Origin of the sequence: Variovorax ureilyticus, from assembly GCF_037889935.1 — a bacterium.
GTDB lineage: Bacteria > Pseudomonadota > Gammaproteobacteria > Burkholderiales > Burkholderiaceae_C > Variovorax > Variovorax ureilyticus.
Genome location: NZ_JBBKZU010000008.1, coordinates 117,951 through 141,143 on the forward strand (window position 1 = coordinate 117,951; position 23,193 = coordinate 141,143).

Below are 23,193 nucleotides of genomic sequence, written 5' to 3' on the forward strand. Positions count from 1 at the left end.
TTGCGTACGCCGCGTGCCCGCAGCGCCTTCTTCCATCCATCTGAACAAGCGTCCTCGTGGCGCCTTTTCCCGGATAACGCGAACCATGAATACGGCGGATGCCAAGCGCATTCTCGAAACCGCCTTGATCTGTTCGACACAGCCGTTGCCGGTGCGCGAACTGCGCGTGCTGTTCGACGACGAACTGGGTGCGGACACGATCAAGTCGCTGCTGAACGAGCTCCAGGAGGAATGGTCGCAACGAGGCCTCGAGCTCGTGAGCGTGGGGAGCGGCTGGCGTTTCCAGAGCCGGCCCGAGATGCGCGATCACCTCGACCGTCTGCACCCGGAGAAGCCGCCGCGCTACACGCGCGCCGCGCTCGAAACGCTGGCGATCATCGCGTACCGCCAGCCGGTCACGCGTGGCGACATGGAGGACATCCGGGGCGTCACCATCAATTCGCAAATCCTCAAGCAGCTCGAGGATCGCAACTGGATCGAGGTCATCGGCCATCGCGAGACCGTCGGCCGGCCGGCGCTGTACGCGACCACGCGGCAATTCCTGGACGATCTCGGCCTTGCCTCGCTCGACCAGTTGCCGGTGATCGAATCGCCGGCGCAGCAGGGCGCGCTCATCAGCGCGCTGGACCAGGCGGCGGGCGGAGACCAGTCGGCCTTGCCGATCGACGAGCCGGCTGAAGAGCCCGGCCCTTCCGCAGCACCCGAGACTGTCGCGGCAGCGCCTGAGGCGGCCGCGTCCGGGCAGGACGAGCCGGTGCTTGCCGAGAGCGATTCCGGCGCCCCTCTTCTCGCTGCCGACCCGCAGAATGCCTCGCTGGTCGAGCCTTCATTCACCCCTGTCGATGCAGACGCCGCGCCCGAAGAGGGCGACACCACCGCCGTCACTTCCGGAACCCGATCATGAGCTCCAACGATCCCAACGACGCGGCGACGCGGCCGACCGACCCCGTTTCCGAAGAACGCGGGGATATTGCGCACGGGCCTTCCGAAGCCAAAGCCGTTGCCCCGACGGAAGAAGGGACGACCGAGGCGCCCCGCAAACGCCGTCCGCGTCGGCGCAAGGTTGAAATCGATGCCGAAGCAACGACTCAGCCCGCTGAATCCGCTGAATCCGCCGAGGCCGCCGAGGCGGTGGTGGCTGTCGATATCCCCGCGGAAGAAAGCAAGCCCTCCGGGCCCGAAGCCGCGCCCGTCATTGCTGCCCCGCTGGGAGCCGAAGCCGACGACGAGGATGAAGACGACGAGGAGGAGCCGGACGAGGACGAAGACGATCTCGACCGTGCCCGCCGCGCCGCGGAGCGCGAGCAGCGGAATGCCCCGCCTCCGGAGCCGATCCGTTTTGCCGACGTCATTTCCGGCCAGTTCGATGCCGACGAGGAAAGTCCCGAGGTGCCGCCGCTCAAGCGCGTGCTGCTGCCGGAGGCCGATTCGCCGAAGCTGCACAAGGTCCTGGCGCAGGCCGGGCTGGGTTCCCGGCTCGAGATGGAGCAACTCATCCTCCAGGGCCGGATTTCGGTCAACAACGAGCCGGCGCACATCGGCCAGCGCATCCAGTTCGGCGACCAGGTCAAGCTCAACGGCAAGCCGATCCGCTTCCGCATTGCGCCGCCGCCGGCGCGCGTCATCGCCTATCACAAGCCCGTCGGCGAGGTCGTCACCCATGACGATCCGCAGAACCGTCCCACTGTCTTCCGGAAGCTCCCGAGGCTGCAGCAGGGCAAGTGGCAGTCGGTCGGCCGGCTGGATCTGAACACCGAAGGTTTGCTTCTCTTCACGAGCTCCGGTGAACTCGCCAATCGGCTCATGCATCCCCGTTTCGGCCTGGAGCGTGAGTACGCGGTCCGGGTCCTCGGCGCCCTGAGCAACGAGGAAAAGCAGCGTCTGCTCGAAGGAGTGCGCCTCGACGATGGCATGGCGCAGTTCGGGACGATCGAGGACGGCGGTGGCGAAGGCTCCAACTGCTGGTATCGCGTCACCATTTCCGAGGGCCGCAATCGCGAGGTGCGCCGGCTGTTCGAGTCGGTCGGACATGCGGTGAGTCGCCTCATCCGCATCCGCTACGGCGCGATGGTGCTCCCTCGCGGCCTCAAGCGTGGCGCATGGCTGGAACTCGACGAGCGGGACATCCGCGCGCTGCTGCAGGCGGCTGGGGCTCCTGTCGAGCGGGCCGGGCGCGGCGGTCCGGGAGGCAAGGCGCAGGAGGGCGGCGGGCGAAACGGCCGCGGCCGCAAGCGTCGCGGGAACCGCAATGGCGGCAATGGCAATGGCTCCCAGGGCGAGCGCGAGATGCAGATCCCGAATCCGTTGGCGCACGGCCCGGCGGCCCGATCCGAGCGCGGCGGCGGAAAAGGACCGCCCCAAGGGCGCCGCGGACGTGGTGGCCAAGGGCAAGGTCAAGGTCAAGGTCAGGCTCAGGGCCGGAACCGGCAGGGCGAGGATCGCCAGCCGGGCGGCGCCAACCAGCCCGATCCGATGAAGACCTCGCTGGGCTACATCGGCGCCGACAGCTTCTCGCGCCAGCGCAAGGAACAGCGTCAGGGCGGCCGCCGCGGCGGGTCTTCCGGCGGTGGTTTCGGCGGACAGGGTGGCGGTGGAGGCCGCCGCCGCGGTCGCTGATATCCGCAACTCGCCGCCATGTTTCCCCCGCATGCTGCGGGGAGACCCTGCCGCGCCGGTTAAAATCAAAAGCTTTGTCAAGGGTCGCAATCCCGCGTTGCGACCCTGATGGAACCCCATTCACATCCAAGTACTCAGGAAAGCACTTCAATGGCTATCGAACGCACCCTCTCCATCATCAAGCCCGACGCAGTTGCCAAGAACGTCATCGGCAAGATCGTCTCCCGCTTCGAGGCCGCCGGCCTGAAGATCGTGGCTGCCAAGCTGGTGCAGCTCTCGCGCGCCGAAGCGGAGCAGTTCTACGCCGTTCACAAGGAGCGCCCCTTCTTCAAGGACCTCGTCGACTTCATGATTTCGGGCCCGGTCTTCGTGCAAGTGCTCGAAGGTGAAGACGCCATCGCCAAGAACCGCGACCTGATGGGCGCCACCGACCCCAAGAAGGCCGCCGCCGGCACCATCCGCGCAGACTTCGCGGACAGCATCGACGCCAACGCAGTGCACGGCTCGGACGCTCCCGAGACCGCCCGCGTCGAAGTCGCCTTCTTCTTCGCCGGCCTCAACGTCTACGCACGCTGAGGACCAGCCTCCCGACGCAATGACCACGGCCAACCTGCTCGACTTCGATCTGGAGGGATTGGCCGCGTTCTGCGAACGGCTGGGCGAGAAGCGCTTCCGCGCCACGCAGCTCTTCCGCTGGATCCACCAGCGCGGCGCCAGCGACTTCTCCCAGATGACCGATCTCGCGAAGTCGCTTCGCGAGAAGCTCGCCACCACCGCGCGCGTCGAGGCGCTGCCGGTGGTGACGCAAAATGAATCCGCGGACGGCACGATCAAGTGGCTGTTCGATGTCGGGGACGGCAATGCGGTCGAGGCCGTGTTCATTCCCGAGGAGGACCGCGGCACCTTGTGCGTGTCCTCCCAAGCCGGCTGCGCAGTCGGCTGCCGGTTCTGTTCCACGGGCCACCAGGGCTTCAGCCGCAACCTGACGACAGGCGAGATCGTCGCGCAGTTGTGGTTCGCAGAGCATTTCCTCCGCAAGCACCTCCAGCGCGACGAGCGGATCATTTCGAACGTCGTGATGATGGGCATGGGCGAACCGCTGCAGAACTACGCGGCGCTGGTGCCGGCGCTGCGAACCATGCTCGACGACAACGCCTACGGGCTGTCGCGCCGTCGCCTGACGGTGTCGACGTCGGGCGTCGTTCCCATGATGGATCGGCTGGGCGCGGATTGCCCGGTTGCGCTGGCGGTATCGCTCCACGCGCCCAACGATGCGCTCCGCAGCGATCTCGTGCCGCTCAATCGCAAGTACCCGATCGCCGAACTGCTGCAGGCCTGCAAGCGCTACCTCGAGCACGCGCCGCGCGACTTCATCACGTTCGAGTACTGCATGCTCGACGGCGTGAACGACCAGCCCGAGCATGCACGCCAGTTGATCGACCTGGTGCGCTCGCAAGGCGTGTCCTGCAAGTTCAACCTGATCCCTTTCAACCCATTCCCGGCGTCCGGCCTGGTGAGATCGCCCCAGCCCCGGGTGGTCGCCTTCGCCAAGATCCTGAGCGAGGCGGGGATCGTGACGACCGTGCGAAAGACGCGCGGCGACGACATCGATGCCGCCTGCGGCCAGTTGGCTGGCGACGTCAAGGATCGCACTCATGCGGCCGAGCGCATGGCGCAGCGGCGAACCGTTGTTTTGCATCCGGCCCCGGCGAGGGCGCCCACATCCACTGCGAAGGAGCAATGATCCGATGAGCAAGGCTTTTCCGACCGCGCACGAGACTGCGATGCGAACCCTGTTCGCGGTTGCCGCAGCGTTCCTGCTGGCGTCTTGCGCGACCAAGGACGGTGCTCCGCCGATCCCTTCGGGCGGCACCAATGCCTCTGCCATCATGACCGAGTCGGATGAAACCAACGCCCGCAAGCGCGCAAAACTGCGCGTGGAACTGGCCATCGGCTATTTCCAGCAAGGGCAGCCCACCGTCGCGCTGGACGAGATCAAGCAGGCCTTGGCGGCAGACCCGACGTTTCCGGATGCCTACATCCTGCGCGGCGTCGTCTACATGCGTCTGGACGATCCTGCCGGCGCCGAGGACAGCTTCCGTCGCGCGCTTGCGCTGAATCCGCGCGAGCCCAATGCGCTCCACAACTACGGGTGGCTGCTCTGCCAGCAGAATCGCTTTGCCGATGCCCAGCAGCAGTTCACGGCGGCGCTGTCCGTTCCCAATTACACGGACCGCGCCAAGACGCTCATGACGCAAGGTGTCTGCCAGCTCAAGGCCGGGCAGCGCGCGGAGGCGGAACGCAGCCTGACGCAGGCCTACGAAATCGACGCGGGCAATCCGGTGATCGGCTACAACCTCGCTTCGATCCTGGCGCAGCGCGAAGAATGGACCCGCGCCCAGTTCTACATCCGGCGCATCAACAACAGCCCATCGGCCAGCGCCGAAACGCTCTGGCTGGGCATCAAGATCGAACGCCAACTCAACAACCGTGAGGCGGCTTCCCAACTGGGCGCCCAACTGCAGCGTCGCTTCCCCCAGTCGCGCGAGGCGCTGGCTTTCGAGCGCGGAAATTTCAATGATTGAGCGGGCAAGTGAATTCGGGGCATCGGCTGCGGTGCCCCTGGTCGGTGGCGACAGCACCAACATGACCGCCGGCGACATGTTGCGCGAGGCAAGAGAGGCGCACGGCCTGCACATCGACGTGGTGGCCGCCGCGCTCAAGGTGACGCCCCAGAAGCTCGCGGCCCTGGAGGCCGACGACATCGGCGCGCTGCCCGATCCGGTGTTCGCCCGTGCGCTCGCAGCGAGTGTCTGCCGGGCGCTTCGCATCGACCCGGGGCCGGTGCTCGCCAAGTTGCCTGGCGCCCAGCGTCCTGCCCTGGCGGAGGCCGATCGCACCATGAGCAAGAGCCTGCGTTCTGCTTCGCCGCGCTCGGGTGGCGCGAGCGCGCTGCCGTCCCGGCCGCTGGTGATCGTCGTCATCCTGTTGTTGGTCGGCGCTGCAGTGCTGTTCTGGTTGCCGCAGTCGCTCTTCGATCGTGTGAGTGAATCGGTCTCTCATCTGGTGCAGCGCACCGGCTCCAATGAGCAGGGGGCCGCGCCATCGAAGCCCGAGAGTCCGGTGCCCGCTCCGGTGACCCAGGTCGTGCCACCGGCGCCTCCGGTCGAGCCGCCCGCGGAGGCGGCACCCGTCGAGCCGGCGGCCGCCGCGCCAGCTCCCAGCAATGATCTGATCGTCTTCGTCGCACGCGACGACACCTGGATCTCCGTGACCGAACCCGGCGGCAAGCAATTGCTGCATCGCACCCTCAAGGCCGGTGAAACCGTGGGGCTGACCGGTACGCTTCCGCTGTCGGTGGTCGTCGGCCGCGCGGCGGGCGTTCAGGTGCAGGTCCGGGGCAAGCCTTTCGACCTCGCGTCGATTGCACGCTCCGGGGGCGTTGCACGGTTCGAAGTCAAACCTTGAGCAGGACATCATGACCGATAGAGCCAGCAATCTTGGCTGCGAGCCGATCGAAGCCGCCGCACCGAAGGCGCGGCGGTCCCGTCAGGCCAGCGTCACCTGGGGGGGCCGAACCGTCACGATCGGCGGCGATGCGCCGGTGCGCGTCCAGTCCATGACCAACACCGACACCGTGGATGCGATCGGCACCGCGATCCAGGTCAAGGAACTGGCGCTCGCGGGATCGGAACTGGTCCGCATCACCGTCAACACGCCTGAAGCGGCGGCGCAGGTGCCGTACATCCGCGAGCAGCTCGATCGCATGGGCGTCGACGTTCCGCTGGTCGGCGATTTCCATTACAACGGCCATCGGCTGCTCACCGACTATCCGGCCTGTGCCGAATCGCTGAGCAAGTACCGCATCAATCCCGGCAACGTGGGCAAGGGCGACAAGCGCGACCGCCAGTTCGGCCAGATGATCGACGCCGCCATGCGGTGGAACAAGCCGGTGCGCATCGGCGTGAACTGGGGCAGCCTCGACCAGGAGCTGCTGGCGAGCCTGATGGACGCCAACAACCGGCGTGCCGAGCCCTGGGACGCCAAGCAGGTGATGTACGAGGCGCTGATCACGTCCGCGATCGAGTCCGCGAAGCTTGCCGAGTCGATGGGCATGGACGGCGACCAGATCATCCTGAGCTGCAAGGTGAGCGGCGTGCAGGACCTGATCTCCGTCTACCGGGAACTCGCCAAGCGCTGCGACTACGCCCTCCATCTTGGTTTGACCGAAGCCGGCATGGGCACGAAGGGCACGGTGGCTTCCGCGACTGCGCTGTCGATCCTGCTGCAGGAAGGCATCGGCGACACGATCCGGGTGTCGCTGACGCCGCAGCCCGGCGAGTCGCGCACGCAGGAAGTCGTCATCGCCAACGAGATCCTGCAGGCGCTGGGTCTGCGCGTGTTCGTGCCGAGCGTGACGGCCTGCCCCGGATGTGGCCGCACCACCAGCACGACCTTCCAGGAACTCGCCAAGCAGATCGACGACTACCTGCGCATGCAGATGCCGGTCTGGCGCACCAGGTACCCGGGCGTGGAGACGATGAAGGTCGCCGTGATGGGCTGCATCGTCAACGGCCCCGGCGAAAGCAAGCACGCCGACATCGGCATCAGTCTTCCCGGCACCGGCGAAGCGCCTGCGGCGCCGGTCTTCATCGACGGCGAAAAGGCCCTCACGCTGCGCGGCGACGACATCGCGCGCGAGTTCCACAAGCTGGTCGAGAACTACGTTGAAAAACGCTTCGGCGGCGCGCATGCCGCTCAAGCTGTCTGAGCACTGCATCCATGGCTGAAAAACTCAATGCCGTCAAAGGCATGAACGACATATTGCCGCCCGAGTCGGCGCGCTGGGAATGGCTCGAAGCTACCGTGCGCGAGGTGATGGCGCGCTTTGCCTATCGCAACGTCCGCACGCCGATCCTCGAACACACGGCGCTGTTCGTGCGCGGCATCGGCGAGGTGACCGACATCGTCGAGAAGGAGATGTATTCCTTCCATGACCGGTCGGACAAGTACGGCGACAACGACCACCTGACGCTTCGGCCGGAGAACACGGCGGGCCTCGTGCGCGCGGTCGCCGAGCACAACATGCTCTACGACGGCGGCAAGCGCCTCTGGTACATCGGTCCGATGTTCCGGCGCGAGAAGCCGCAGCGGGGGCGTTTCCGCCAGTTTCACCAGATCGGGGCGGAAGCCCTGGGCTTCGCCGGCCCCGATGTCGACGCCGAATTGATCCTGCTGGCCCATGCCCTCTGGAAAGCGATCGGCCTGACGGATGTTCGTCTCGAACTGAACAGCCTGGGCCAGCCGGCCGAGCGAGCGCAGCACCGGGCGCAACTGATTGCCCATTTCGAGCGCCACGCCGACCGGCTCGACGAAGATGCGAAGCGCCGGCTGCACAGCAATCCGCTGCGGATTCTCGACACCAAGAATCCGGCCATGAAGGAGATCGTGGAATCCGCGCCCCGGCTGATGGACTTCCTCGGAGCCGAATCGCTGGCCCACTTCAATGGGCTCAAGGCCATCCTGGACGCCAACGGCATCGCCTATACGATCAATCCTCGTCTGGTCCGCGGCCTCGATTACTACAACCTCAGCGTGTTCGAGTTCGTGACGGACCGGCTGGGTTCGCAAGGAACGGTGTGCGCCGGCGGCCGCTATGACGATCTGATCGCACAGATCGGCGGCAAGCCGGCGCCCGCCGTGGGCTGGGCCATCGGCGTGGAGCGGATTCTCGAACTGGTCAAAGAGCAGGGCACCGTCATTCCGGCTCCGGTGCCCGACGTCTACGCCGTCGTGCCGGACGCGGCTGCAATGCCGATCGCCCTGCGCGCCTTGCAGCAACTGCGCGAAGCCGGCGTGCGCGCGCAGATGCATGCGGCCACGGCCGACGGTCTCGGAAGCTTCAAGTCGCAGTTCAAGAAGGCCGATGCCAGTGGCGCGAACTATGCGCTGATCTTCGGGACGGACGAACTCTCCCGGGGAGAAGTCATGGTGAAGGCGCTGCGCGACGGCACCGGCACCCAGACGGCTCGCCCGCTGGCCGACGTGACCGCTTGGGCGGCCACCCTACAATCTTCGGCTCTCAACAACTGATAGCGCATGGCCACCCATCTCGATCTCGAAGAACAGGAACAGCTCGACCAGCTCAAGCATTTCTGGAACACGTACGGCACCCTGATCACCTGGGCCGTGCTTCTAGTGGCCGGCGCCTTCGTGGCGTGGAACGGTTGGCAATACTTTCAGCGCAACAAGGCGGCGCAAGCCTCGGCGCTCTATGATGAAGTCGAGCGCAGTGCGCAGGCAGGCGACACGGCCCGCATCGAGCGCGCGCTGGCCGACATGAAGGCCAAGTTCGCCGGCACCGCCTATGCACAGCAGGCGGGCCTGCTCGCGGCGCGGTCGCTCTATGACAAGGGCAACGCCGAAGCCTCCCGCGGGGCGCTCGCATGGGTGGCCGAGAACGCGGTCGATCCCGGCTACAAGATGGTCGCGAAGCTGCGCCTTGCCGGCGAACTGCTGGATGCCAAGTCCTACGACGAAGCGCTCAAGCGGCTTTCTGGCGACGTGCCCAAGGAATTCGAAGCGCTGGTCGCCGACCGCAAGGGCGACATCTATCTCGCGCAGGGCAGGCGCGAAGAGGCCAAGGCCGAATACCAGAAGGCCTGGTCCGCCTTCGACACGCGCACGGAATACCGCCGTCTCGTGGAGATCAAGCTCAACGCCGTCGGCGTCGATCCGAAGAGCCTGACGCCGCAGACCGGTGCCGCATCTCCTGCCAAGAACACACCATGAATTTCAAGCGTTATCTGCCTTCGGCGCGCGTTCTGCGCACAGGGTCCGCCGTGGTCCTGATCGCTGCGCTGGCGGCCTGCTCGGGGACGCCGCGGCCGAAGCCTGTCGAACTGCCTGCCAATGTGGCGGTCATGGGCGTCCGGCAAGCCTGGACCCTGCGAATCCCCGCAGTCAATTTCCCGTTGTCGACTCAAGTCAGCGGCGACAACGTCGCGGTGGCTTCGAGCGACGGCACCGTCGTCGTGATCGATTCGCGCGCGGGCCAGGAGGTCTGGCGCGCGAACGTGGGGGCCCCGCTGGTGGCGGGCGTCGGCAGCGACGGCACGCTGGTGGCGGTGATCACCGCCAACAACGAACTGGTTGCGCTGCAAGGCGGCAAGGTGCTCTGGAGGCAGCGCCTGAGCGCCCAGGCCTTCACTCAGCCCCTGGTGGCGGGCCGCCGCGTGTTCGTCCAGACCGCCGATCGCACCATGAGCGCGTGGGATGGCCAGACCGGGCGTCGCCTGTGGTCGCAGCAGCGCAATGCGGAGAACCTGGTGCTCAAGAAGCCGGGGGTGTTGCTTGCCGTGGCGGACACCCTGGTGGTCGGTGTGGGCGGTCGCCTGGTCGGCATCAATCCGGCCAACGGTACGAGCCGCTGGGAAGCGCCCATCGCCGCGCCGCGCGGCACGAACGATGTCGAGCGTCTGGTCGACCTGACCGGCACCGCAAGCCGCGTGGGCGACAGCGTCTGCGCAAGGGCCTATTCCGCTTCCGTGGGTTGCGTGGACACCGCTCGCGGTGCACTCGTCTGGACCAAACCGGCAGCAGGCGCGGACGGCGTCGGCGGCGACGATCGCTTCGTTTACGGCACCGAGGACAACGGCACTGTCGTGGCGTGGCGCCGTGCAGATGGCGAGCGCGCATGGCAGCAGGCCGATCTGCTCAAGTACCACGTCCTCACAGCGCCGCTCGCCGTGGGGCGCTCGCTGATCATCGGCGATGCCACCGGCCAGCTGCATTTCCTTTCGCGCGACGATGGTTCCGCGCTGAACCGCCTCACGCCGGATGGTTCGCCCATCGCGGCAACGCCGGTGATTTCCGGCAACACGGTCGTGGTCGTCACCCGCAATGGCGGCGTGTTCGGCTACCGGCCAGAATAATTTTGATGAGAGGGCGCCTTCAATGAAGCCGGTCATCGCGCTGGTCGGGCGTCCGAACGTCGGCAAGTCGACGCTGTTCAACCGCCTGACCCAAACGCGCGACGCCATCGTCGCGGACTTCGCGGGACTCACGCGCGATCGCCACTACGGCAACGGCCGGCTGGGCAGGCACGAGTTCATCGTGATCGACACCGGCGGCTTCGAGCCCGACGCCGGCAGCGGCATCTTCAAGGAGATGGCCAAGCAGACGCGGCAGGCGGTCGCCGAGGCCGACGTGGTCATCTTCGTGGTCGATGCGCGTGAAGGCCTGTCGGCCCAGGACCACGACATCGCCAACGAACTGCGCCGCCTCGGCAAGCCATGCCTGCTCGTCGCCAACAAGGCCGAGGGAATGCAGGACAGCGCGAAGCTCGTGGACTTCTACGAACTCGGGTTCGGCGAGGTGCATGGAATCTCGGCGGCCCACGGCCAGGGCATCCGCGGGCTGGTCGAACTGGCGCTCGAACCGCTGCATCTTCCGGAAGACGACGAGGACGAGGAAGAAGAGGCCAACAAGCCGGTCAAGCTGGCGGTGGCCGGTCGCCCCAACGTGGGCAAGTCGACCCTCATCAACACCTGGCTCGGTGAAGAACGACTGGTCGCGTTCGACATGCCCGGCACCACGCGCGACGCGATCGTGGTGCCCTTCGAGCGCAACGGGCAGCGCTTCGAGCTCATCGATACGGCAGGCCTGCGCCGCAAGGGCCGCGTGTTCGAGGCCATCGAGAAGTTCTCGGTGGTCAAGACGCTCCAGGCCATCGAGACCGCGAATGTCGTCCTGCTGCTGCTCGATGCGACGCAGGGCGTGACCGATCAGGACGCTCACATCGCCGGCTACATCCTCGAAAGCGGTCGCGCCGTGGTGATCGCGATCAACAAGTGGGATGCGGTGGACAGCTACCAGCGCGAGCAGGTCCAGCGTCAGATCGAGATGCGCTTGCCGTTCCTGAAGTTTGCCGCGCTGCATTTCATCTCGGCGGCCAAGCGGCAGGGGCTGGGTCCGCTCTGGCAATCGATCGTGCAGGCGCACAAATCCGCGACGCGCAAGATGTCCACGCCGGTGCTGACGCGCCTGCTGCACGAAGCAGTGCAATTCCAGGCACCCAAGAAGTCTGGGATGTTCCGGCCGAAGATGCGCTATGCGCACCAGGGCGGCATGAACCCGCCCGTCATCGTGATCCACGGCAACTCGCTGGAGCATGTGACGGACGCCTACAAGCGCTTCCTCGAAGCGCGCTTCCGCAAGGAGTTCGACCTCGTCGGAACACCCTTGCGCATCGAGCTCAAGACCTCGCACAATCCATTTGCGGACAAGGACGCCTGAACGGCTGAGTGCCGCGCCCAGAGACGCTTTTTTTCGAAGGCCTTTGCGCTTTTTTGCTGCGGCGCGGAATCGCTGTGTTAAGGTGACCGGCTCAACAACAACTCTTGAACACGGAGAATATCGTGAGCAATAAAGGGCAACTTCTACAAGACCCATTTCTGAACACTCTGCGCCGAGAGCACGTGCCGGTTTCGATCTACCTGGTCAACGGCATCAAGTTGCAAGGTCAGATTGAGTCTTTCGACCAGTACGTCGTGTTGCTTCGCAATACGGTGACCCAGATGGTCTACAAGCATGCCATCTCCACCATCGTGCCCGGGCGGGCCGTCAACTTCTCGGTCACCGAGAGCGACGACGCAGCAGCCTGAGCAGGCACGAAGCGCGGTGGATCACCCGCCGCGCTTTTTCTATTTGATTCCGATTGTCTGAGCCGATTCCCCGGAAAGATGGCGCCGTCATTCTTGTCGGCGTGGACTTCGGGTTGCCCCATTTCGATAGCGAACTCGAGGAACTGGGCCTGCTCGCGCAAACTGCGGGGCTCGAGCCGGTGGCGCGCCTCGTCTGCAAGCGCAAGGCGCCGGACGCCGCACTGTTCGTCGGCAGCGGCAAGGCAGATGAAATCCGCGAGCTTGCCGAGCTGTACCGCGCCAGCGAGGTCATCTTCGACCAGGCGCTGAGCCCGGCTCAGCAACGCAATCTCGAGCGTCAGCTCGGCGTTGCGGTCTACGACCGCACCTTTCTCATCCTCGAGATCTTCGCGCAGCGTGCGCGCTCCCACGAGGGCAAGCTGCAGGTCGAACTCGCGAGGCTGCAATACCTGAGCACGCGGCTCGTGCGCCGGTGGTCCCACCTCGAACGCCAGCGCGGCGGCATCGGCACGCGCGGCGGTCCTGGCGAGACGCAGATCGAACTCGATCGCCGCATGATCGGCGAGGCCATCAAACGCACGCGCGAGCGCCTCTCGAAGGTGCAGCGCCAGCGCGGCACCCAGCGGCGGCAGCGTGAACGGCGCGACACCTTCAACATCTCGCTGGTCGGGTACACGAACGCCGGCAAGTCGTCGCTGTTCAATGCGCTCGTGAAGGCGCGTGCCTATGCGGCCGACCAGTTGTTCGCCACGCTGGACACGACCACGCGCCACCTCTATCTCGGCGACGCGAGCCGCAAGGTCTCGCTGTCCGACACGGTCGGCTTCATCCGGGAGCTGCCGCACGGGCTGATCGACGCCTTCAAGGCCACGCTGCAGGAAGCGGTCGATGCCGACCTGCTGCTCCACGTCGTCGATGCCTCCAATCCTCATTACCCGGAGCAGATGGCCGAAGTCCAGGCCGTGCTGAAGGACATCGGCGCCGACACCGTGCCCCAGCTCCTGGTGTTCAACAAGCTCGACGCCATCGAGGCGAACCGGCATCCTCTGCAGTTGTGCGACGAGATCAACGTCGACGGCGCGCAGGTGCCCCGGATCTTCCTCAGCGCTCGGACGGGCGAGGGGCTGCCGGCATTGCGCGCGGAACTGGCATTGCGCGCCCGTCCGGCACCCGAAGAAGGCATGACCCCAGGGGCCGGCGCCGAATTGCACGATGCCGCCAGTTGAATTGGGCACAATCAGCTTCACTGACTCAAGAACTCCAACCGAATGAATGCAAAGCCAGTGTGGAAACGGTTTCACGGCATGTTCAATCTGAACGACGGCCGATGGGGCCGTGGCGACGATTCCTCGTCCAACGGCGACCGTCCCGCCGCGAACCGGCCTGATGGCGAACCTCCGGCGCCGCCGCCTTCTGGCAACAACAATCGTCCACGCGGGCAAGGACCCAACCAGGGCCCGCCGGACCTCGACGAACTCTGGCGCGACTTCAACCGCAAGCTCGGCGGCCTGTTCGGCGGCCGTGGCGGCGGTGACCGCCCGAACGGCGGCAACGGCAACGGCGGCGGCGGCCTCAAGCCCGACATGAAGAACGCGGGCTTCGGAATCGGCCTCGTCGCGGCGGTGGCGATCCTGATCTGGCTCGGGACCGGCTTCTTCATCGTGAATGAAGGTCAGCAGGCAGTCATCACGCAGTTCGGCCGCTACAAGTCGACCGTCGGCGCCGGCTTCAACTGGCGGCTGCCGTATCCGATCCAGCGCCACGAGGTCGTGGTGACCACGCAGATTCGCTCTGCCGACGTCGGGCGCGACACCATCGTGCGCTCCACTGGCCTGCGCGAGTCGGCCATGCTGACCGAGGACGAGAACATCGTCGAGATCAAGTTTGCGGTCCAGTACCGGCTCAACGACGCACGCGCCTTCCTCTACGAGAGCAAGGCACCTTCCGAGGCAGTGGTGCAGGTCGCCGAGACGGCGGTGCGCGAAGTGGTCGGCAAGATGCGCATGGACGCGGCATTGGCGGACGAGCGTGACCAGATCGCCCCGCGCGTGCGCAACCTGATGCAGACGATCCTCGACCGCTACAAGGTCGGCGTCGAGATCGTCGGCATCAACCTTCAGCAGGGTGGCGTTCGTCCGCCCGAGCAGGTACAGGCCGCGTTCGACGACGTGCTGAAGGCGGGCCAGGAGCGCGAACGCACCAAGAACGAAGCGCAGGCCTACGCCAACGACGTCGTGCCGCGCGCCACCGGTACGGGCTCCCGCCTCAAGGAAGAGTCGGAAGCCTACAAGGCCCGGATCATCGCGCAGGCGCAGGGGGATGCGCAGCGCTTCAACTCGGTGCTGGCCGAATATCAGAAGGCGCCGCAGGTCACGCGCGACCGCATGTACACAGACGCGATGCAGCAGATCTACAGCAGCACCACGAAGGTGATGGTCGATTCGAAGCAGAACTCGAATCTGCTCTATCTCCCGCTCGACAAGCTGATGCAGATGTCCGCTCAGAACAACGCCGCCACGCCGTCCGACGCCGCCAGCCCCAACGTGGCCGGGACCGCGCCGCCGCAGTCATCCGTCATTCCGGTCGCGCCGGCCGATTCCCGGGCGCGCGATGGCCGCTCACGTGACCGCGACGTGCGCTGAGGACTGACCCCATGAACAGAATCGGATTCATCGTTTCCTCGATCCTCGTCGTGCTCGCGCTGGCCAGCTCGACGCTCTTCGTGGTCGACCAGCGCCAGTTCGGCGTGGTCTACGCCCTCGGCCAGATCAAGGAGGTCATTACCGAGCCGGGCTTGAACTTCAAGCTTCCGCCGCCGTTTCAGAACGTGTCGTACATCGACAAGCGCCTCCTGACGCTCTCGAGCCTCGATCCCGAGCCCATGCTGACGGCCGAGAAGCAGCGCGTGGTGATCGACTGGTACGTGCGCTGGCGCATCACCAATCCGTCGGAATACATCCGCAACGTCGGCCTCGACGAGAACGCGGGTGCGGTGCAGCTCAACCGCGTGGTGCGAAACGCCTTCCAGGAGAACATCAACAAGCGCACCGTGCGCGACCTGATCTCGGTGCGCCGCGAGCAGCTGATGTCGGACGTCCAGCGCGAGGTTCTCGAAGTGGTGAAGGGCGCGAAGCCCTGGGGCGTGGACATCATCGACGTCCGCATCACCCGCGTCGACTACGTCGAGGCCATTACCGAGTCCGTCTACCGCCGCATGGAGGCCGAGCGCAAGCGCGTGGCCAACGAGTTGCGTTCGACCGGGGTTGCCGAAGGCGAGAAGATCCGTGCCGATGCCGATCGCCAGCGTGAGGTGATCGTCGCCAACGCCTATCGCGATGCGCAGAAGATCAAGGGCGAGGGCGATGCGCGCGCCGCGAGCCTGTACGCCGATGCGTTCGGCCGCGATCCGCAATTCGCGCTGTTCTACAGAAGCCTCGATGCCTACAAGCAGAGCTTCAACAAGAAGAGCGACGTGATGATCCTGGATCCGTCGTCCGACTTTTTCCGCTCGATGCAGAGCTCGGGTTCCACCTCGAACGCGCCGCGGCGCTGAGCCGGCTCGGGTTGGCCTCGGCCTGAAGTCGGTCATGAACTCCGATACGTTCTGGAATGCCATTGCGCTGGTGCTGGTGATCGAAGGGCTGCTGCCGTTCTTCTCGCCCGGCGGATGGCGCAAGGGCTTCGGGCAGCTCATGCAGCTTAGGGATGGCCAGCTTCGGTTCTTCGGGCTTTGCAGCATTCTGCTGGGGCTGTTCCTGCTCTGGCTCCTGGCATAGGTTGCTCTCGCGCTCTTCACTGCGTTTGGCCGCCCGCCCCAAGGGGGTTGCAGCCTGCATTGAGGCGGCCCGACGCGGTGCCGGTAGAATCCCGGTTTAACCACGCCCCCGATCCCCATGTCCGCCTGGGTCCTTCCGGATCACATTGCCGATGTGCTGCCCTCCGAGGCGCGCCACATCGAAGAACTTCGACGCCAGCTGCTCGATACCGCCCGTGCCTTCGGCTACGAGCTTGTGATGCCGCCACTTCTGGAGCATCTCGAATCCCTGCTTTCGGGCACTGGCGAGGCGCTCGATCTCCAGACGTTCAAGCTGGTGGACCAGCTGTCCGGTCGCAGCATGGGCTTGCGGGCCGATACCACGCCGCAGGTCGCGCGCATCGATGCCCATCTGCTCAATCGGGCCGGCGTCACCCGGCTTTGCTATTGCGGCCCTGTTCTGCACACGCGACCTGATCGTCCGCATGCGACCCGCGAGCCGCTCCAGTTCGGCGCCGAGATCTACGGCCATGCCGGCCTCGAAGCCGACACCGAGATCCTTCGCCTCTCGCTCGATTGCCTGAACGCTGCCGGCATCACCGGCCGTGCGCAGACCCCGGTGATCGTCGACATGGCCGACGCCCGCATCGTGCGATCGCTGTTCGCGGGCGTGCCCGTCGACGCCGCGGCGATCGCCCGCGTCCATGCCGCGCTGGCCGCCAAGGATGCCAGCGGCCTGCGCGAACTCACCGCCGACTTCCCTGCGCAATCGCGCGATGGTCTGCGTGCGCTCGTCCAGCTGTACGGCGACGCCGCGGTGCTCGACGAGGCCGCGAAGGTTTTGCCCGACATCGCTGGCGTACGCGCTGCGCTCTCCGATCTTCGCCAGCTTGCCGGCCGGATCGACGGCGCGAAGGTCAGCTTCGACCTCGCCGATCTTCGCGGCTACGCCTATTACAGCGGCATGCGCTTTGGCATTTACACGAGCGGCGCCAGCGACGCGCTGGTGCGCGGCGGGCGCTATGACGAGGTGGGGGCCGTGTTCGGTCGCAACCGCCCCGCGGTCGGCTTCAGCCTCGACGTGCGCGAGCTGGTGGGCGTTCTGCCGGCCCAGCCGCTGCGTGCCGCGATCCGCGCGCCCTGGAGCGACGCAGAAGAATTGAACAAGACCATCACCGCCCTGCGCAGCCGGGGCGAGACCGTCGTGTGCGTGCTGCCCGGCCACGACAGCGAGATCGACGAATTCCATTGCGACCGAGAGCTCGTCGAGCTGGGCGGCCAATGGTGCGTGCAAGCCATCTGAATCCTCTTAAGCGAAACATCATGAGCGTAACCACCGGAAGAAACGTGGTCGTCGTCGGCACCCAATGGGGCGACGAAGGCAAGGGCAAGTTGGTCGATTGGCTGACCGAAAGCGCGCAAGGGGTCGTGCGCTTCCAAGGCGGCCATAACGCCGGCCACACACTGGTCATCAACGGCGTCAAGACCGCGCTGCACCTGATTCCGAGCGGCATCATGCGGCCGGGCGTCAAGTGCTATATCGGCAACGGCGTGGTGCTCTCGGCGGCCAAGCTGTTCGAGGAGATCGAAGGACTCGAAAAGGCCGGCGTCGAGGTCCGCTCGCGCCTTCGCATCAGCGAGGCCTGCCCGCTGATCCTGCCTTTCCATGCGGCGCTCGATATCGCGCGCGAGGCGTACCGCGAAAAGGGCGGCATCGAGAAGATCGGCACCACCGGCCGCGGCATCGGCCCGGCCTACGAGGACAAGATCGCCCGCCGCGCGCTGCGGGTGCAGGACCTGAAGCATCCGGAGCGCTTCGCGAGCAAGCTGAAGATCCTGCTCGAACTGCACAACCACGTGCTCACGCAGGTGCTGGGCGCGGCCCCCATCGAATTCGATGCGGTCTACGACGAGGCCATGCGCCACGCCGAGCTGCTCGAGCCGATGATGGCCGACGTGTCGCGCGAGCTCAACGATGCGCATCGTGACGGCGCGAACCTGCTGTTCGAAGGCGCGCAGGGAACGCTGCTCGACGTCGACCATGGCACCTATCCGTACGTCACGTCGAGCAACTGCGTGGCCGGCAATGCAGCTGCCGGATCGGGCGTCGGCCCGGGCCTGCTGCACTACGTGCTCGGCATCACCAAGGCCTACTGCACTCGCGTCGGTGGCGGTCCGTTCCCGACCGAGCTCGAATGGGACAAGCCCGGCACGGTCGGCTATCACCTCAGCACCGTCGGCGCCGAGAAGGGCGTGACCACCGGCCGCAGCCGCCGGTGCGGCTGGTTCGACGCGGCGCTGCTCAAGCGCTCGGCCCAGGTCAACGGACTGAGCGGGCTGTGCATCACCAAGCTCGACGTGCTCGACGGCCTGAAGGAACTGCAACTGTGCACGGGCTACATGCTCGACGGCGAATACACCGACATCCTGCCGATGGGCGCGGACGAGATCGAGCGCTGCACCCCGGTCTACGAGACCCTCGAAGGCTGGACCGAAAGCACCGTGGGCGTCACGCAGTACGACAAGCTGCCGGTCAACGCACGGCTCTATCTGCAGCGCATCGAACAGGTCACCGGCGTGCCGATCCACATGGTCTCGACCAGCCCGGACCGTGATCACACGATCATGATGCGCCACCCGTATCTGGCAGACTGACCCACCCGCAGGAGACGATCCTTCATGTTGACCGAAGACGGCAAGCACCTCTACGTAAGCTACGACGAGTACCACAACCTGATCGAGAAGCTCGCGATCAAGGTGCATCAGTCGGGCTGGCATTTCGACACCATCCTGTGCCTCGCGCGCGGCGGCATGCGGCCCGGCGACGTGCTCTCGCGCATCTTCGACAAGCCCCTGGCCATCATGTCGACCAGCTCGTACCGGGCGGACGCCGGCACGGTGCAGGGGCACCTCGACATCGCGCGCTACATCACCACGCCCAAGGGCGAGATCGCGGGCAAGGTGCTGCTGGTCGATGACCTCGCGGATTCCGGCCATACGCTGCACGCGGTGGTCGAGATGCTCAAGAGCAGCTACAAGCCCATCACCGAGCTGCGCAGCGCGGTGCTGTGGACCAAGGCCCTGTCGACCTTCACGCCCGATTACTCCGTCGAGTTCCTGCCCACGAACCCGTGGATCCACCAGCCGTTCGAAGGTTACGACTCCATGGGCGCCGAGAAGCTCATGGAGAAGTGGTCGGTGTAGAAAGCTCGCCCGCGGCCTCGCCCACTTCGTGTGGCTCGGACACCCCCTTCCGGGGGCGCCGCCCTGCGGCCCGGCCAAGCCGGTTCCGCGGCGGCCAACGAACGGGCGCGCTGCGCGCGGCCCTGAGGCGTGGGTCGGCATCGGGGTGGGCTAAAGTCCATTCATGCGCAAGCCCATCACCGACCTGATTCACCATCCCTACGTTCCTCCCGCGAAGTTCGGCTCGCCCCAGGTGGGCGTGTACAAGGCGTCGACCGTGTTCTTCGCCGATGTCGCCGCGATGCGCGCGCGGGACTGGAAAACCAAGGCAGGCTATACCTACGGCCTCCACGGCACGCCGACCACGTTCACGCTCGAGGAGCGGCTTGCCACGTTGGAGGGCGGCACCGAATGCCTGCTGGTGCCCAGCGGTCTTGCTGCCATCGCGCTGGTGTCGTTCGCGCTGCTCAAAAGCGGCGACGAGGTCCTGATTCCCGACAATGCCTACGGGCCGAACAAGGCACTGGCCAACGGCGAGCTTGCCAACTTCGGCATCACGCACAAGCTGTACGACGCGATGAATCCGGCGGACCTCGCGGCCAAGCTTTCGGAGCGCACCAAGCTGGTGTGGGTCGAGGCGGCGGGATCGGTCACCATGGAGTTTCCCGACCTGCCCGCGCTGGCCAAGATCTGCCGCGACCGGGGCGTCATCGTTGCGCTCGACAACACGTGGGGTGCAGGCCTGGCCTTCGCGCCGTTCGACTTCAACGGAAGCGGGCAGGGCGTCGACATCTCGATCCAGGCGCTCACCAAGTACCCCAGCGGCGGCGGCGACGTGCTGATGGGCAGCGTCACGACGCGCGACGAGCGCCTGCATCGCGCGATCAAGCTCACGCACATGCGCATGGGCTACGGGATCGGGGTGGGGGATGTCGAGACGGTGCTGCGTTCGCTCCCCAGCGTCGCCTTGCGCTACGCGGCGCACGACCGCAGCGCGCGCGAACTGGCCCTCTGGCTGGAGGATCGTGCGGAGATTGCGCAGGTGCTCCACCCCGCGCTGGAGAGTTCGCCCGGACATGCCAACTGGCTGCGGCTTTGCGGCGCCGCCGATCTGGCCGCCGGCCTCTTCTCGGTGGTTTTCGATTCGCGCTACGGCACCGAGCAGGTCGACCGCTTTTGCGACAGCCTGTCGCTTTTCAGGCTCGGCTACTCGTGGGGCGGGCCGATCAGCCTGGTCGTGCCCTACGACATCGGCCTCATGCGCGACCCGGGCGTCGCGCACTGGCCGCACAAGGGCACGCTGGTGCGCTTCTCGATCGGCCTGGAGGATGTCGACGATCTTCGCGCCGATCTCGAACAGGCCCTTGCGGTGCTCTGAAGGCGGGCTGTTATCGCGTACAGTCCGACGAAGCGCAGTTAACGTGACTGCCTGGCTTTGAAGGAGCAGCCTGTGGCAACACCAAACTATGGCTATGAGAAGCGTCAGAGAGAACTGGCCAAGAAGAAGAAGAAGGAAGACAAGGCTCGGGAGAAGGCACAGCGCAAGCTCATGCCCAGCAGCGACGGGTTGGCGCCGGGCGATCCGGAGACCGATGTGGCCTCGCTCGAGCATGATCCGCCGACCATCCCCTTGCTGCCCACCAAGAACGGCTGAGTCGTTCCGAGCAGAAACAAAGCCGCTGCGGCCCCGGGGCCGCGGCGGCTTTGTTCTTGGCGAGTCACTTGGGCAACAGCTTCCGAAGCGGCGGCCAGACGTTGTCCAACATGCGCGGCTGGGCTGCTGCGGTCGGATGGATGCGATCGGCCTGGAAGAGCATCGCCGCGTCCGGGCCGTCCGCCACGCCCTTCAGCAGAAACGGCACCACGGGCGTCTTCGCCGCGCCGGCCACCTTGGGGAAGATCGCCTCGAAGCGCCGCGTGTAGTCGCTGCCGTAGTTGGGCGGCACCTGGATCCCGACGATCAGCACCTGCGCGCCCGCGGCCTGAGCGGCCTTGGTCATCTGCAGCAGGTTGTCCTCGGTGCTCGTGAGCGACAGGCCGCGCAGCGCGTCGTTGGCGCCAAGTTCGAGCACCACGTGCGTGGGCTGGTGCTGTGTCAGCAGCCCCGGCAGGCGGGAACGCCCGCCGGCGGTGGTGTCGCCGCTGATGCTGGCGTTGATCACCGTGGCCGGAATCTTCTGTTCCGCGAGGCGCTTCTCGAGCAGCGGCACCCAGCCGTCGCCGCGCCGCAGCCCGTATTCGGCCGAGAGCGAGTCGCCGAGCACCATGATCACGGGCGGCTTACCCGTAGCCGCCATGGCGGAAATCGAAATCCATGCGCCCGTGCCGCTCAAGATAAAGTGACGTCGATTCACTACGCGAAACCCTTTCAATGTCCTCAATCCGAACCGATGGCCGATCCGACGCCATCGTTGCCGTCGAGCATGTCTTCAAGTCCGTCACCGATTCCACCGGAACGCTGGACATCTTGCGCGACATCGACTTCACGCTGGGGGCCAGGGAAACCGCCGCCATCGTCGGCGCCTCGGGATCGGGGAAAAGCACGCTGCTGTCGATCGTCGCCGGTCTGGACACGCCCACCCGGGGCACCGTGAAGCTCGCGGGGGAAGACCTGTTCGCCATCGACGAGGACGAACGTGCGGCCCTGCGCGCGCAGAAGGTCGGCTTCGTGTTCCAGAGTTTCCAGCTGCTCGGCAACCTGAGCGCGCTCGAAAACGTGATGCTGCCACTCGAACTGGCCGACCGCAAGGATGCCCGGAAGGCCGCGACCGAAATGCTCGGACGCGTCGGCCTCGGCCAGCGCCTCGGCCACTACCCGAAGGTGCTGTCGGGCGGCGAGCAGCAGCGGGTGGCGCTCGCGCGGGCCTTCGTGGTTCAGCCGCAGCTCCTGCTGGCGGACGAACCCACCGGCAGCCTCGACTTCGCGACCGGCGAGCAGGTGATGGAGCTGATGTTCGACCTCAACCGCGAACTCGGCACCACGCTCGTGCTGGTCACCCACGACCGAGGTATCGCGGCGCGCTGCGACCGGCGCATCACCATCGAAGCCGGCCGCGTCGCCAACGAGGAGCGCAACAGCGTCTGAGCGAATGAATCCGCGCAGGTGAGGCCAGGAATCCCGCGGAACCGGCTCCGCCGGGCCGCCGGGATTGCCCCCCTCCCGCCGAAGGCGAGAGAGGGGGAGCCGCGAAGCGGCATGGGGGGTGTTTGTGATAATCCACCGGATGTCTTCCCCCAAAGTGATCTTCGGCTTCCACGCCGTGGGCGTGCGCATCAAGACCGCGCCGAAATCCGTGATCGAAGTGCTCTTCGACGCCAGCCGGCGCGATGCGCGCATGCGGCAGTTCATCGCGCGTGCACAGGAGGCCGGAGTCCGGCTGATCGAGGCCGATGGCTTGCGCCTGGCCAAGCTCGCCGGCAGCCATGGCCATCAGGGCGTGGCGGCGCGCGTGGAGCCCATCGCCCAGACGCATTCGCTCGACGAACTGCTCGAAGACCTCGAAGCCTCCGGCACGATGCCGCTGCTGCTGGTGCTCGACGGCGTGACCGATCCGCACAACCTCGGCGCGTGCCTGCGAGTGGCCGATGGTGCGGGCGCGCATGCGGTCATCGCACCCAAGGACCACGCGGCCGGCATCAATGCGACGGTCGCCAAGGTGGCCAGCGGCGCGGCCGAGACGATGCCGTATTTCATGGTGACCAACCTCGCGCGCACGCTGAACGAACTCAAGGAGCGCAACATCTGGTGCGTCGGCACGAGCGACGATGCCCCCGGCACGCTCTATCAGTGCGACCTGAAGCGGCCGCTCGCGCTGGTGCTGGGCGCCGAAGGCGAGGGGATGCGGCAGCTCACGCGCAAGACTTGCGACGAGTTGGTGAGCATTCCGATGGCGGGGGCGGTCGAGAGCCTGAATGTCTCCGTCGCAAGCGGGGTGTGCCTTTACGAGGCCATGCGCCAGCGGATCGCCTGAAGCG

The 23,193-nt window shown here is 66.2% G+C and carries 24 protein-coding genes; 23 read left to right on the top strand and 1 reads right to left on the bottom strand.

The genetic code is table 11. From position 1 onward, the window contains the following. The first annotated feature begins 85 nt into the window (after positions 1-85). The 21 genes from scpB to WKW77_RS19415 all read left to right on the top strand — a co-directional run bounded on the left by scpB (position 86) and on the right by WKW77_RS19415 (position 20,872). Complete coding sequence (scpB, locus tag WKW77_RS19315; protein ID WP_340358484.1) at positions 86-904, top strand: SMC-Scp complex subunit ScpB; 819 nt, start codon at positions 86-88, stop codon at positions 902-904. Next, a complete protein-coding gene (locus WKW77_RS19320; protein ID WP_340358485.1) occupies positions 901-2,616 on the top strand; it encodes a pseudouridine synthase in 1,716 nt (571 codons plus the stop codon). The genes scpB and WKW77_RS19320 overlap by 4 nt, the downstream gene beginning before the upstream one ends. A 150-nt stretch (positions 2,617-2,766) precedes the next feature. After that, positions 2,767-3,192 carry a nucleoside-diphosphate kinase gene (gene ndk, locus WKW77_RS19325; protein ID WP_340358486.1) on the top strand — a complete coding sequence of 142 codons (426 nt, stop codon included), beginning with the start codon at positions 2,767-2,769 and terminating at the stop codon, positions 3,190-3,192. A gap of 19 nt (positions 3,193-3,211) precedes the next feature. After that, positions 3,212-4,360 (top strand): dual-specificity RNA methyltransferase RlmN, encoded by a 1,149-nt coding sequence (gene rlmN / locus WKW77_RS19330; RefSeq protein WP_340358487.1) that lies wholly within the window; start codon positions 3,212-3,214, stop codon positions 4,358-4,360. Between the two features lie 4 nt (positions 4,361-4,364). After that, positions 4,365-5,201, top strand: a complete 837-nt coding sequence (gene pilW, locus WKW77_RS19335; RefSeq protein ID WP_340358488.1) for a type IV pilus biogenesis/stability protein PilW — start codon at positions 4,365-4,367, stop codon at positions 5,199-5,201. Continuing rightward, positions 5,194-6,084, top strand: a complete 891-nt coding sequence (locus WKW77_RS19340; RefSeq protein WP_340358489.1) for a helix-turn-helix domain-containing protein — start codon at positions 5,194-5,196, stop codon at positions 6,082-6,084. The genes pilW and WKW77_RS19340 overlap by 8 nt, the downstream gene beginning before the upstream one ends. Before the next feature lie 10 nt (positions 6,085-6,094). Then, positions 6,095-7,387, top strand: a complete 1,293-nt coding sequence (ispG, locus tag WKW77_RS19345; protein ID WP_340358490.1) for a flavodoxin-dependent (E)-4-hydroxy-3-methylbut-2-enyl-diphosphate synthase — start codon at positions 6,095-6,097, stop codon at positions 7,385-7,387. 11 nt (positions 7,388-7,398) lie between these two features. Then, positions 7,399-8,709: a histidine--tRNA ligase gene (hisS, locus tag WKW77_RS19350; RefSeq protein WP_340358491.1), complete on the top strand. Its 1,311-nt coding sequence runs from the start codon at positions 7,399-7,401 to the stop codon at positions 8,707-8,709. Positions 8,710-8,715: 6 nt separating this feature from the next. Further along, complete coding sequence (locus tag WKW77_RS19355; RefSeq protein ID WP_340358492.1) at positions 8,716-9,408, top strand: YfgM family protein; 693 nt, start codon at positions 8,716-8,718, stop codon at positions 9,406-9,408. Continuing rightward, positions 9,405-10,550 carry an outer membrane protein assembly factor BamB gene (gene bamB / locus WKW77_RS19360; RefSeq protein WP_340358493.1) on the top strand — a complete coding sequence of 382 codons (1,146 nt, stop codon included), beginning with the start codon at positions 9,405-9,407 and terminating at the stop codon, positions 10,548-10,550. Before WKW77_RS19355 ends, bamB begins: the two co-directional genes overlap by 4 nt. A 22-nt stretch (positions 10,551-10,572) precedes the next feature. Next, on the top strand, positions 10,573-11,913 hold the full coding sequence (gene der / locus WKW77_RS19365) for a ribosome biogenesis GTPase Der (protein WP_340358494.1): 1,341 nt from the start codon (positions 10,573-10,575) through the stop codon (positions 11,911-11,913). Between the two features lie 122 nt (positions 11,914-12,035). Then, positions 12,036-12,281: an RNA chaperone Hfq gene (gene hfq, locus WKW77_RS19370; protein ID WP_093161960.1), complete on the top strand. Its 246-nt coding sequence runs from the start codon at positions 12,036-12,038 to the stop codon at positions 12,279-12,281. Positions 12,282-12,334: 53 nt separating this feature from the next. Then, complete coding sequence (hflX, locus tag WKW77_RS19375) at positions 12,335-13,507, top strand: GTPase HflX (RefSeq protein ID WP_340358495.1); 1,173 nt, start codon at positions 12,335-12,337, stop codon at positions 13,505-13,507. A gap of 78 nt (positions 13,508-13,585) precedes the next feature. Next, the gene (hflK, locus tag WKW77_RS19380) at positions 13,586-14,923 is read left to right on the top strand and encodes an FtsH protease activity modulator HflK (protein ID WP_340358496.1); all 1,338 of its coding nucleotides are present in this window, start codon (positions 13,586-13,588) and stop codon (positions 14,921-14,923) included. 11 nt (positions 14,924-14,934) lie between these two features. Continuing rightward, complete coding sequence (hflC, locus tag WKW77_RS19385; RefSeq protein ID WP_340358497.1) at positions 14,935-15,834, top strand: protease modulator HflC; 900 nt, start codon at positions 14,935-14,937, stop codon at positions 15,832-15,834. A gap of 34 nt (positions 15,835-15,868) precedes the next feature. Then, positions 15,869-16,057, top strand: coding sequence for a DUF2065 domain-containing protein (locus WKW77_RS19390; protein ID WP_340358498.1), 189 nt, complete (start codon positions 15,869-15,871; stop codon positions 16,055-16,057). Between the two features lie 117 nt (positions 16,058-16,174). Further along, positions 16,175-17,338, top strand: coding sequence for an ATP phosphoribosyltransferase regulatory subunit (locus WKW77_RS19395; protein WP_340358499.1), 1,164 nt, complete (start codon positions 16,175-16,177; stop codon positions 17,336-17,338). A gap of 20 nt (positions 17,339-17,358) precedes the next feature. Continuing rightward, complete coding sequence (locus tag WKW77_RS19400) at positions 17,359-18,690, top strand: adenylosuccinate synthase (RefSeq protein WP_340358500.1); 1,332 nt, start codon at positions 17,359-17,361, stop codon at positions 18,688-18,690. A gap of 24 nt (positions 18,691-18,714) precedes the next feature. Further along, positions 18,715-19,239, top strand: a complete 525-nt coding sequence (locus tag WKW77_RS19405; protein ID WP_340358501.1) for a phosphoribosyltransferase — start codon at positions 18,715-18,717, stop codon at positions 19,237-19,239. A gap of 163 nt (positions 19,240-19,402) precedes the next feature. Then, positions 19,403-20,596, top strand: a complete 1,194-nt coding sequence (locus WKW77_RS19410; protein WP_340358502.1) for a PLP-dependent transferase — start codon at positions 19,403-19,405, stop codon at positions 20,594-20,596. Positions 20,597-20,668: 72 nt separating this feature from the next. Further along, positions 20,669-20,872, top strand: coding sequence for a hypothetical protein (locus WKW77_RS19415; protein ID WP_340358503.1), 204 nt, complete (start codon positions 20,669-20,671; stop codon positions 20,870-20,872). A 64-nt stretch (positions 20,873-20,936) separates the two neighbouring features. Here the strand turns inward: WKW77_RS19415 and WKW77_RS19420 are convergent, their stop codons facing one another. Next, complete coding sequence (locus WKW77_RS19420) at positions 20,937-21,515, bottom strand: arylesterase (protein WP_340358504.1); 579 nt, start codon at positions 21,513-21,515, stop codon at positions 20,937-20,939. A 74-nt stretch (positions 21,516-21,589) separates the two neighbouring features. Here WKW77_RS19420 and WKW77_RS19425 point away from each other — a divergent pair, with 74 nt between their 5' ends. Continuing rightward, the gene (locus tag WKW77_RS19425) at positions 21,590-22,303 is read left to right on the top strand and encodes an ABC transporter ATP-binding protein (protein ID WP_340358505.1); all 714 of its coding nucleotides are present in this window, start codon (positions 21,590-21,592) and stop codon (positions 22,301-22,303) included. 139 nt (positions 22,304-22,442) lie between these two features. Next, positions 22,443-23,189 (top strand): 23S rRNA (guanosine(2251)-2'-O)-methyltransferase RlmB, encoded by a 747-nt coding sequence (rlmB, locus tag WKW77_RS19430; RefSeq protein WP_340358506.1) that lies wholly within the window; start codon positions 22,443-22,445, stop codon positions 23,187-23,189. Positions 23,190-23,193: the final 4 nt, after the last annotated feature.

Bases quoted from the DNA above. Each gene is read 5' to 3' on its own strand.
- rlmN (WP_340358487.1), top strand. From the start codon at position 3,212: ATGACCACGGCCAACCTGCTCGACTTCGATCTGGAGGGATTGGCCGCG.
- hflK (WP_340358496.1), top strand. From the start codon at position 13,586: ATGTTCAATCTGAACGACGGCCGATGGGGCCGTGGCGACGATTCCTCG.
- WKW77_RS19420 (WP_340358504.1), bottom strand. From the start codon at position 21,515: ATGGCGGCTACGGGTAAGCCGCCCGTGATCATGGTGCTCGGCGACTCG.
- scpB (WP_340358484.1), top strand. From the start codon at position 86: ATGAATACGGCGGATGCCAAGCGCATTCTCGAAACCGCCTTGATCTGT.
- rlmB (WP_340358506.1), top strand. From the start codon at position 22,443: ATGTCTTCCCCCAAAGTGATCTTCGGCTTCCACGCCGTGGGCGTGCGC.
- WKW77_RS19390 (WP_340358498.1), top strand. From the start codon at position 15,869: ATGAACTCCGATACGTTCTGGAATGCCATTGCGCTGGTGCTGGTGATC.
- WKW77_RS19410 (WP_340358502.1), top strand. From the start codon at position 19,403: ATGCGCAAGCCCATCACCGACCTGATTCACCATCCCTACGTTCCTCCC.
- bamB (WP_340358493.1), top strand. From the start codon at position 9,405: ATGAATTTCAAGCGTTATCTGCCTTCGGCGCGCGTTCTGCGCACAGGG.
- ispG (WP_340358490.1), top strand. From the start codon at position 6,095: ATGACCGATAGAGCCAGCAATCTTGGCTGCGAGCCGATCGAAGCCGCC.
- der (WP_340358494.1), top strand. From the start codon at position 10,573: ATGAAGCCGGTCATCGCGCTGGTCGGGCGTCCGAACGTCGGCAAGTCG.
- hisS (WP_340358491.1), top strand. From the start codon at position 7,399: ATGGCTGAAAAACTCAATGCCGTCAAAGGCATGAACGACATATTGCCG.
- WKW77_RS19340 (WP_340358489.1), top strand. From the start codon at position 5,194: ATGATTGAGCGGGCAAGTGAATTCGGGGCATCGGCTGCGGTGCCCCTG.
- pilW (WP_340358488.1), top strand. From the start codon at position 4,365: ATGAGCAAGGCTTTTCCGACCGCGCACGAGACTGCGATGCGAACCCTG.
- WKW77_RS19400 (WP_340358500.1), top strand. From the start codon at position 17,359: ATGAGCGTAACCACCGGAAGAAACGTGGTCGTCGTCGGCACCCAATGG.
- WKW77_RS19405 (WP_340358501.1), top strand. From the start codon at position 18,715: ATGTTGACCGAAGACGGCAAGCACCTCTACGTAAGCTACGACGAGTAC.
- WKW77_RS19425 (WP_340358505.1), top strand. From the start codon at position 21,590: ATGTCCTCAATCCGAACCGATGGCCGATCCGACGCCATCGTTGCCGTC.
- WKW77_RS19320 (WP_340358485.1), top strand. From the start codon at position 901: ATGAGCTCCAACGATCCCAACGACGCGGCGACGCGGCCGACCGACCCC.
- WKW77_RS19395 (WP_340358499.1), top strand. From the start codon at position 16,175: ATGTCCGCCTGGGTCCTTCCGGATCACATTGCCGATGTGCTGCCCTCC.
- ndk (WP_340358486.1), top strand. From the start codon at position 2,767: ATGGCTATCGAACGCACCCTCTCCATCATCAAGCCCGACGCAGTTGCC.
- hflC (WP_340358497.1), top strand. From the start codon at position 14,935: ATGAACAGAATCGGATTCATCGTTTCCTCGATCCTCGTCGTGCTCGCG.
- WKW77_RS19355 (WP_340358492.1), top strand. From the start codon at position 8,716: ATGGCCACCCATCTCGATCTCGAAGAACAGGAACAGCTCGACCAGCTC.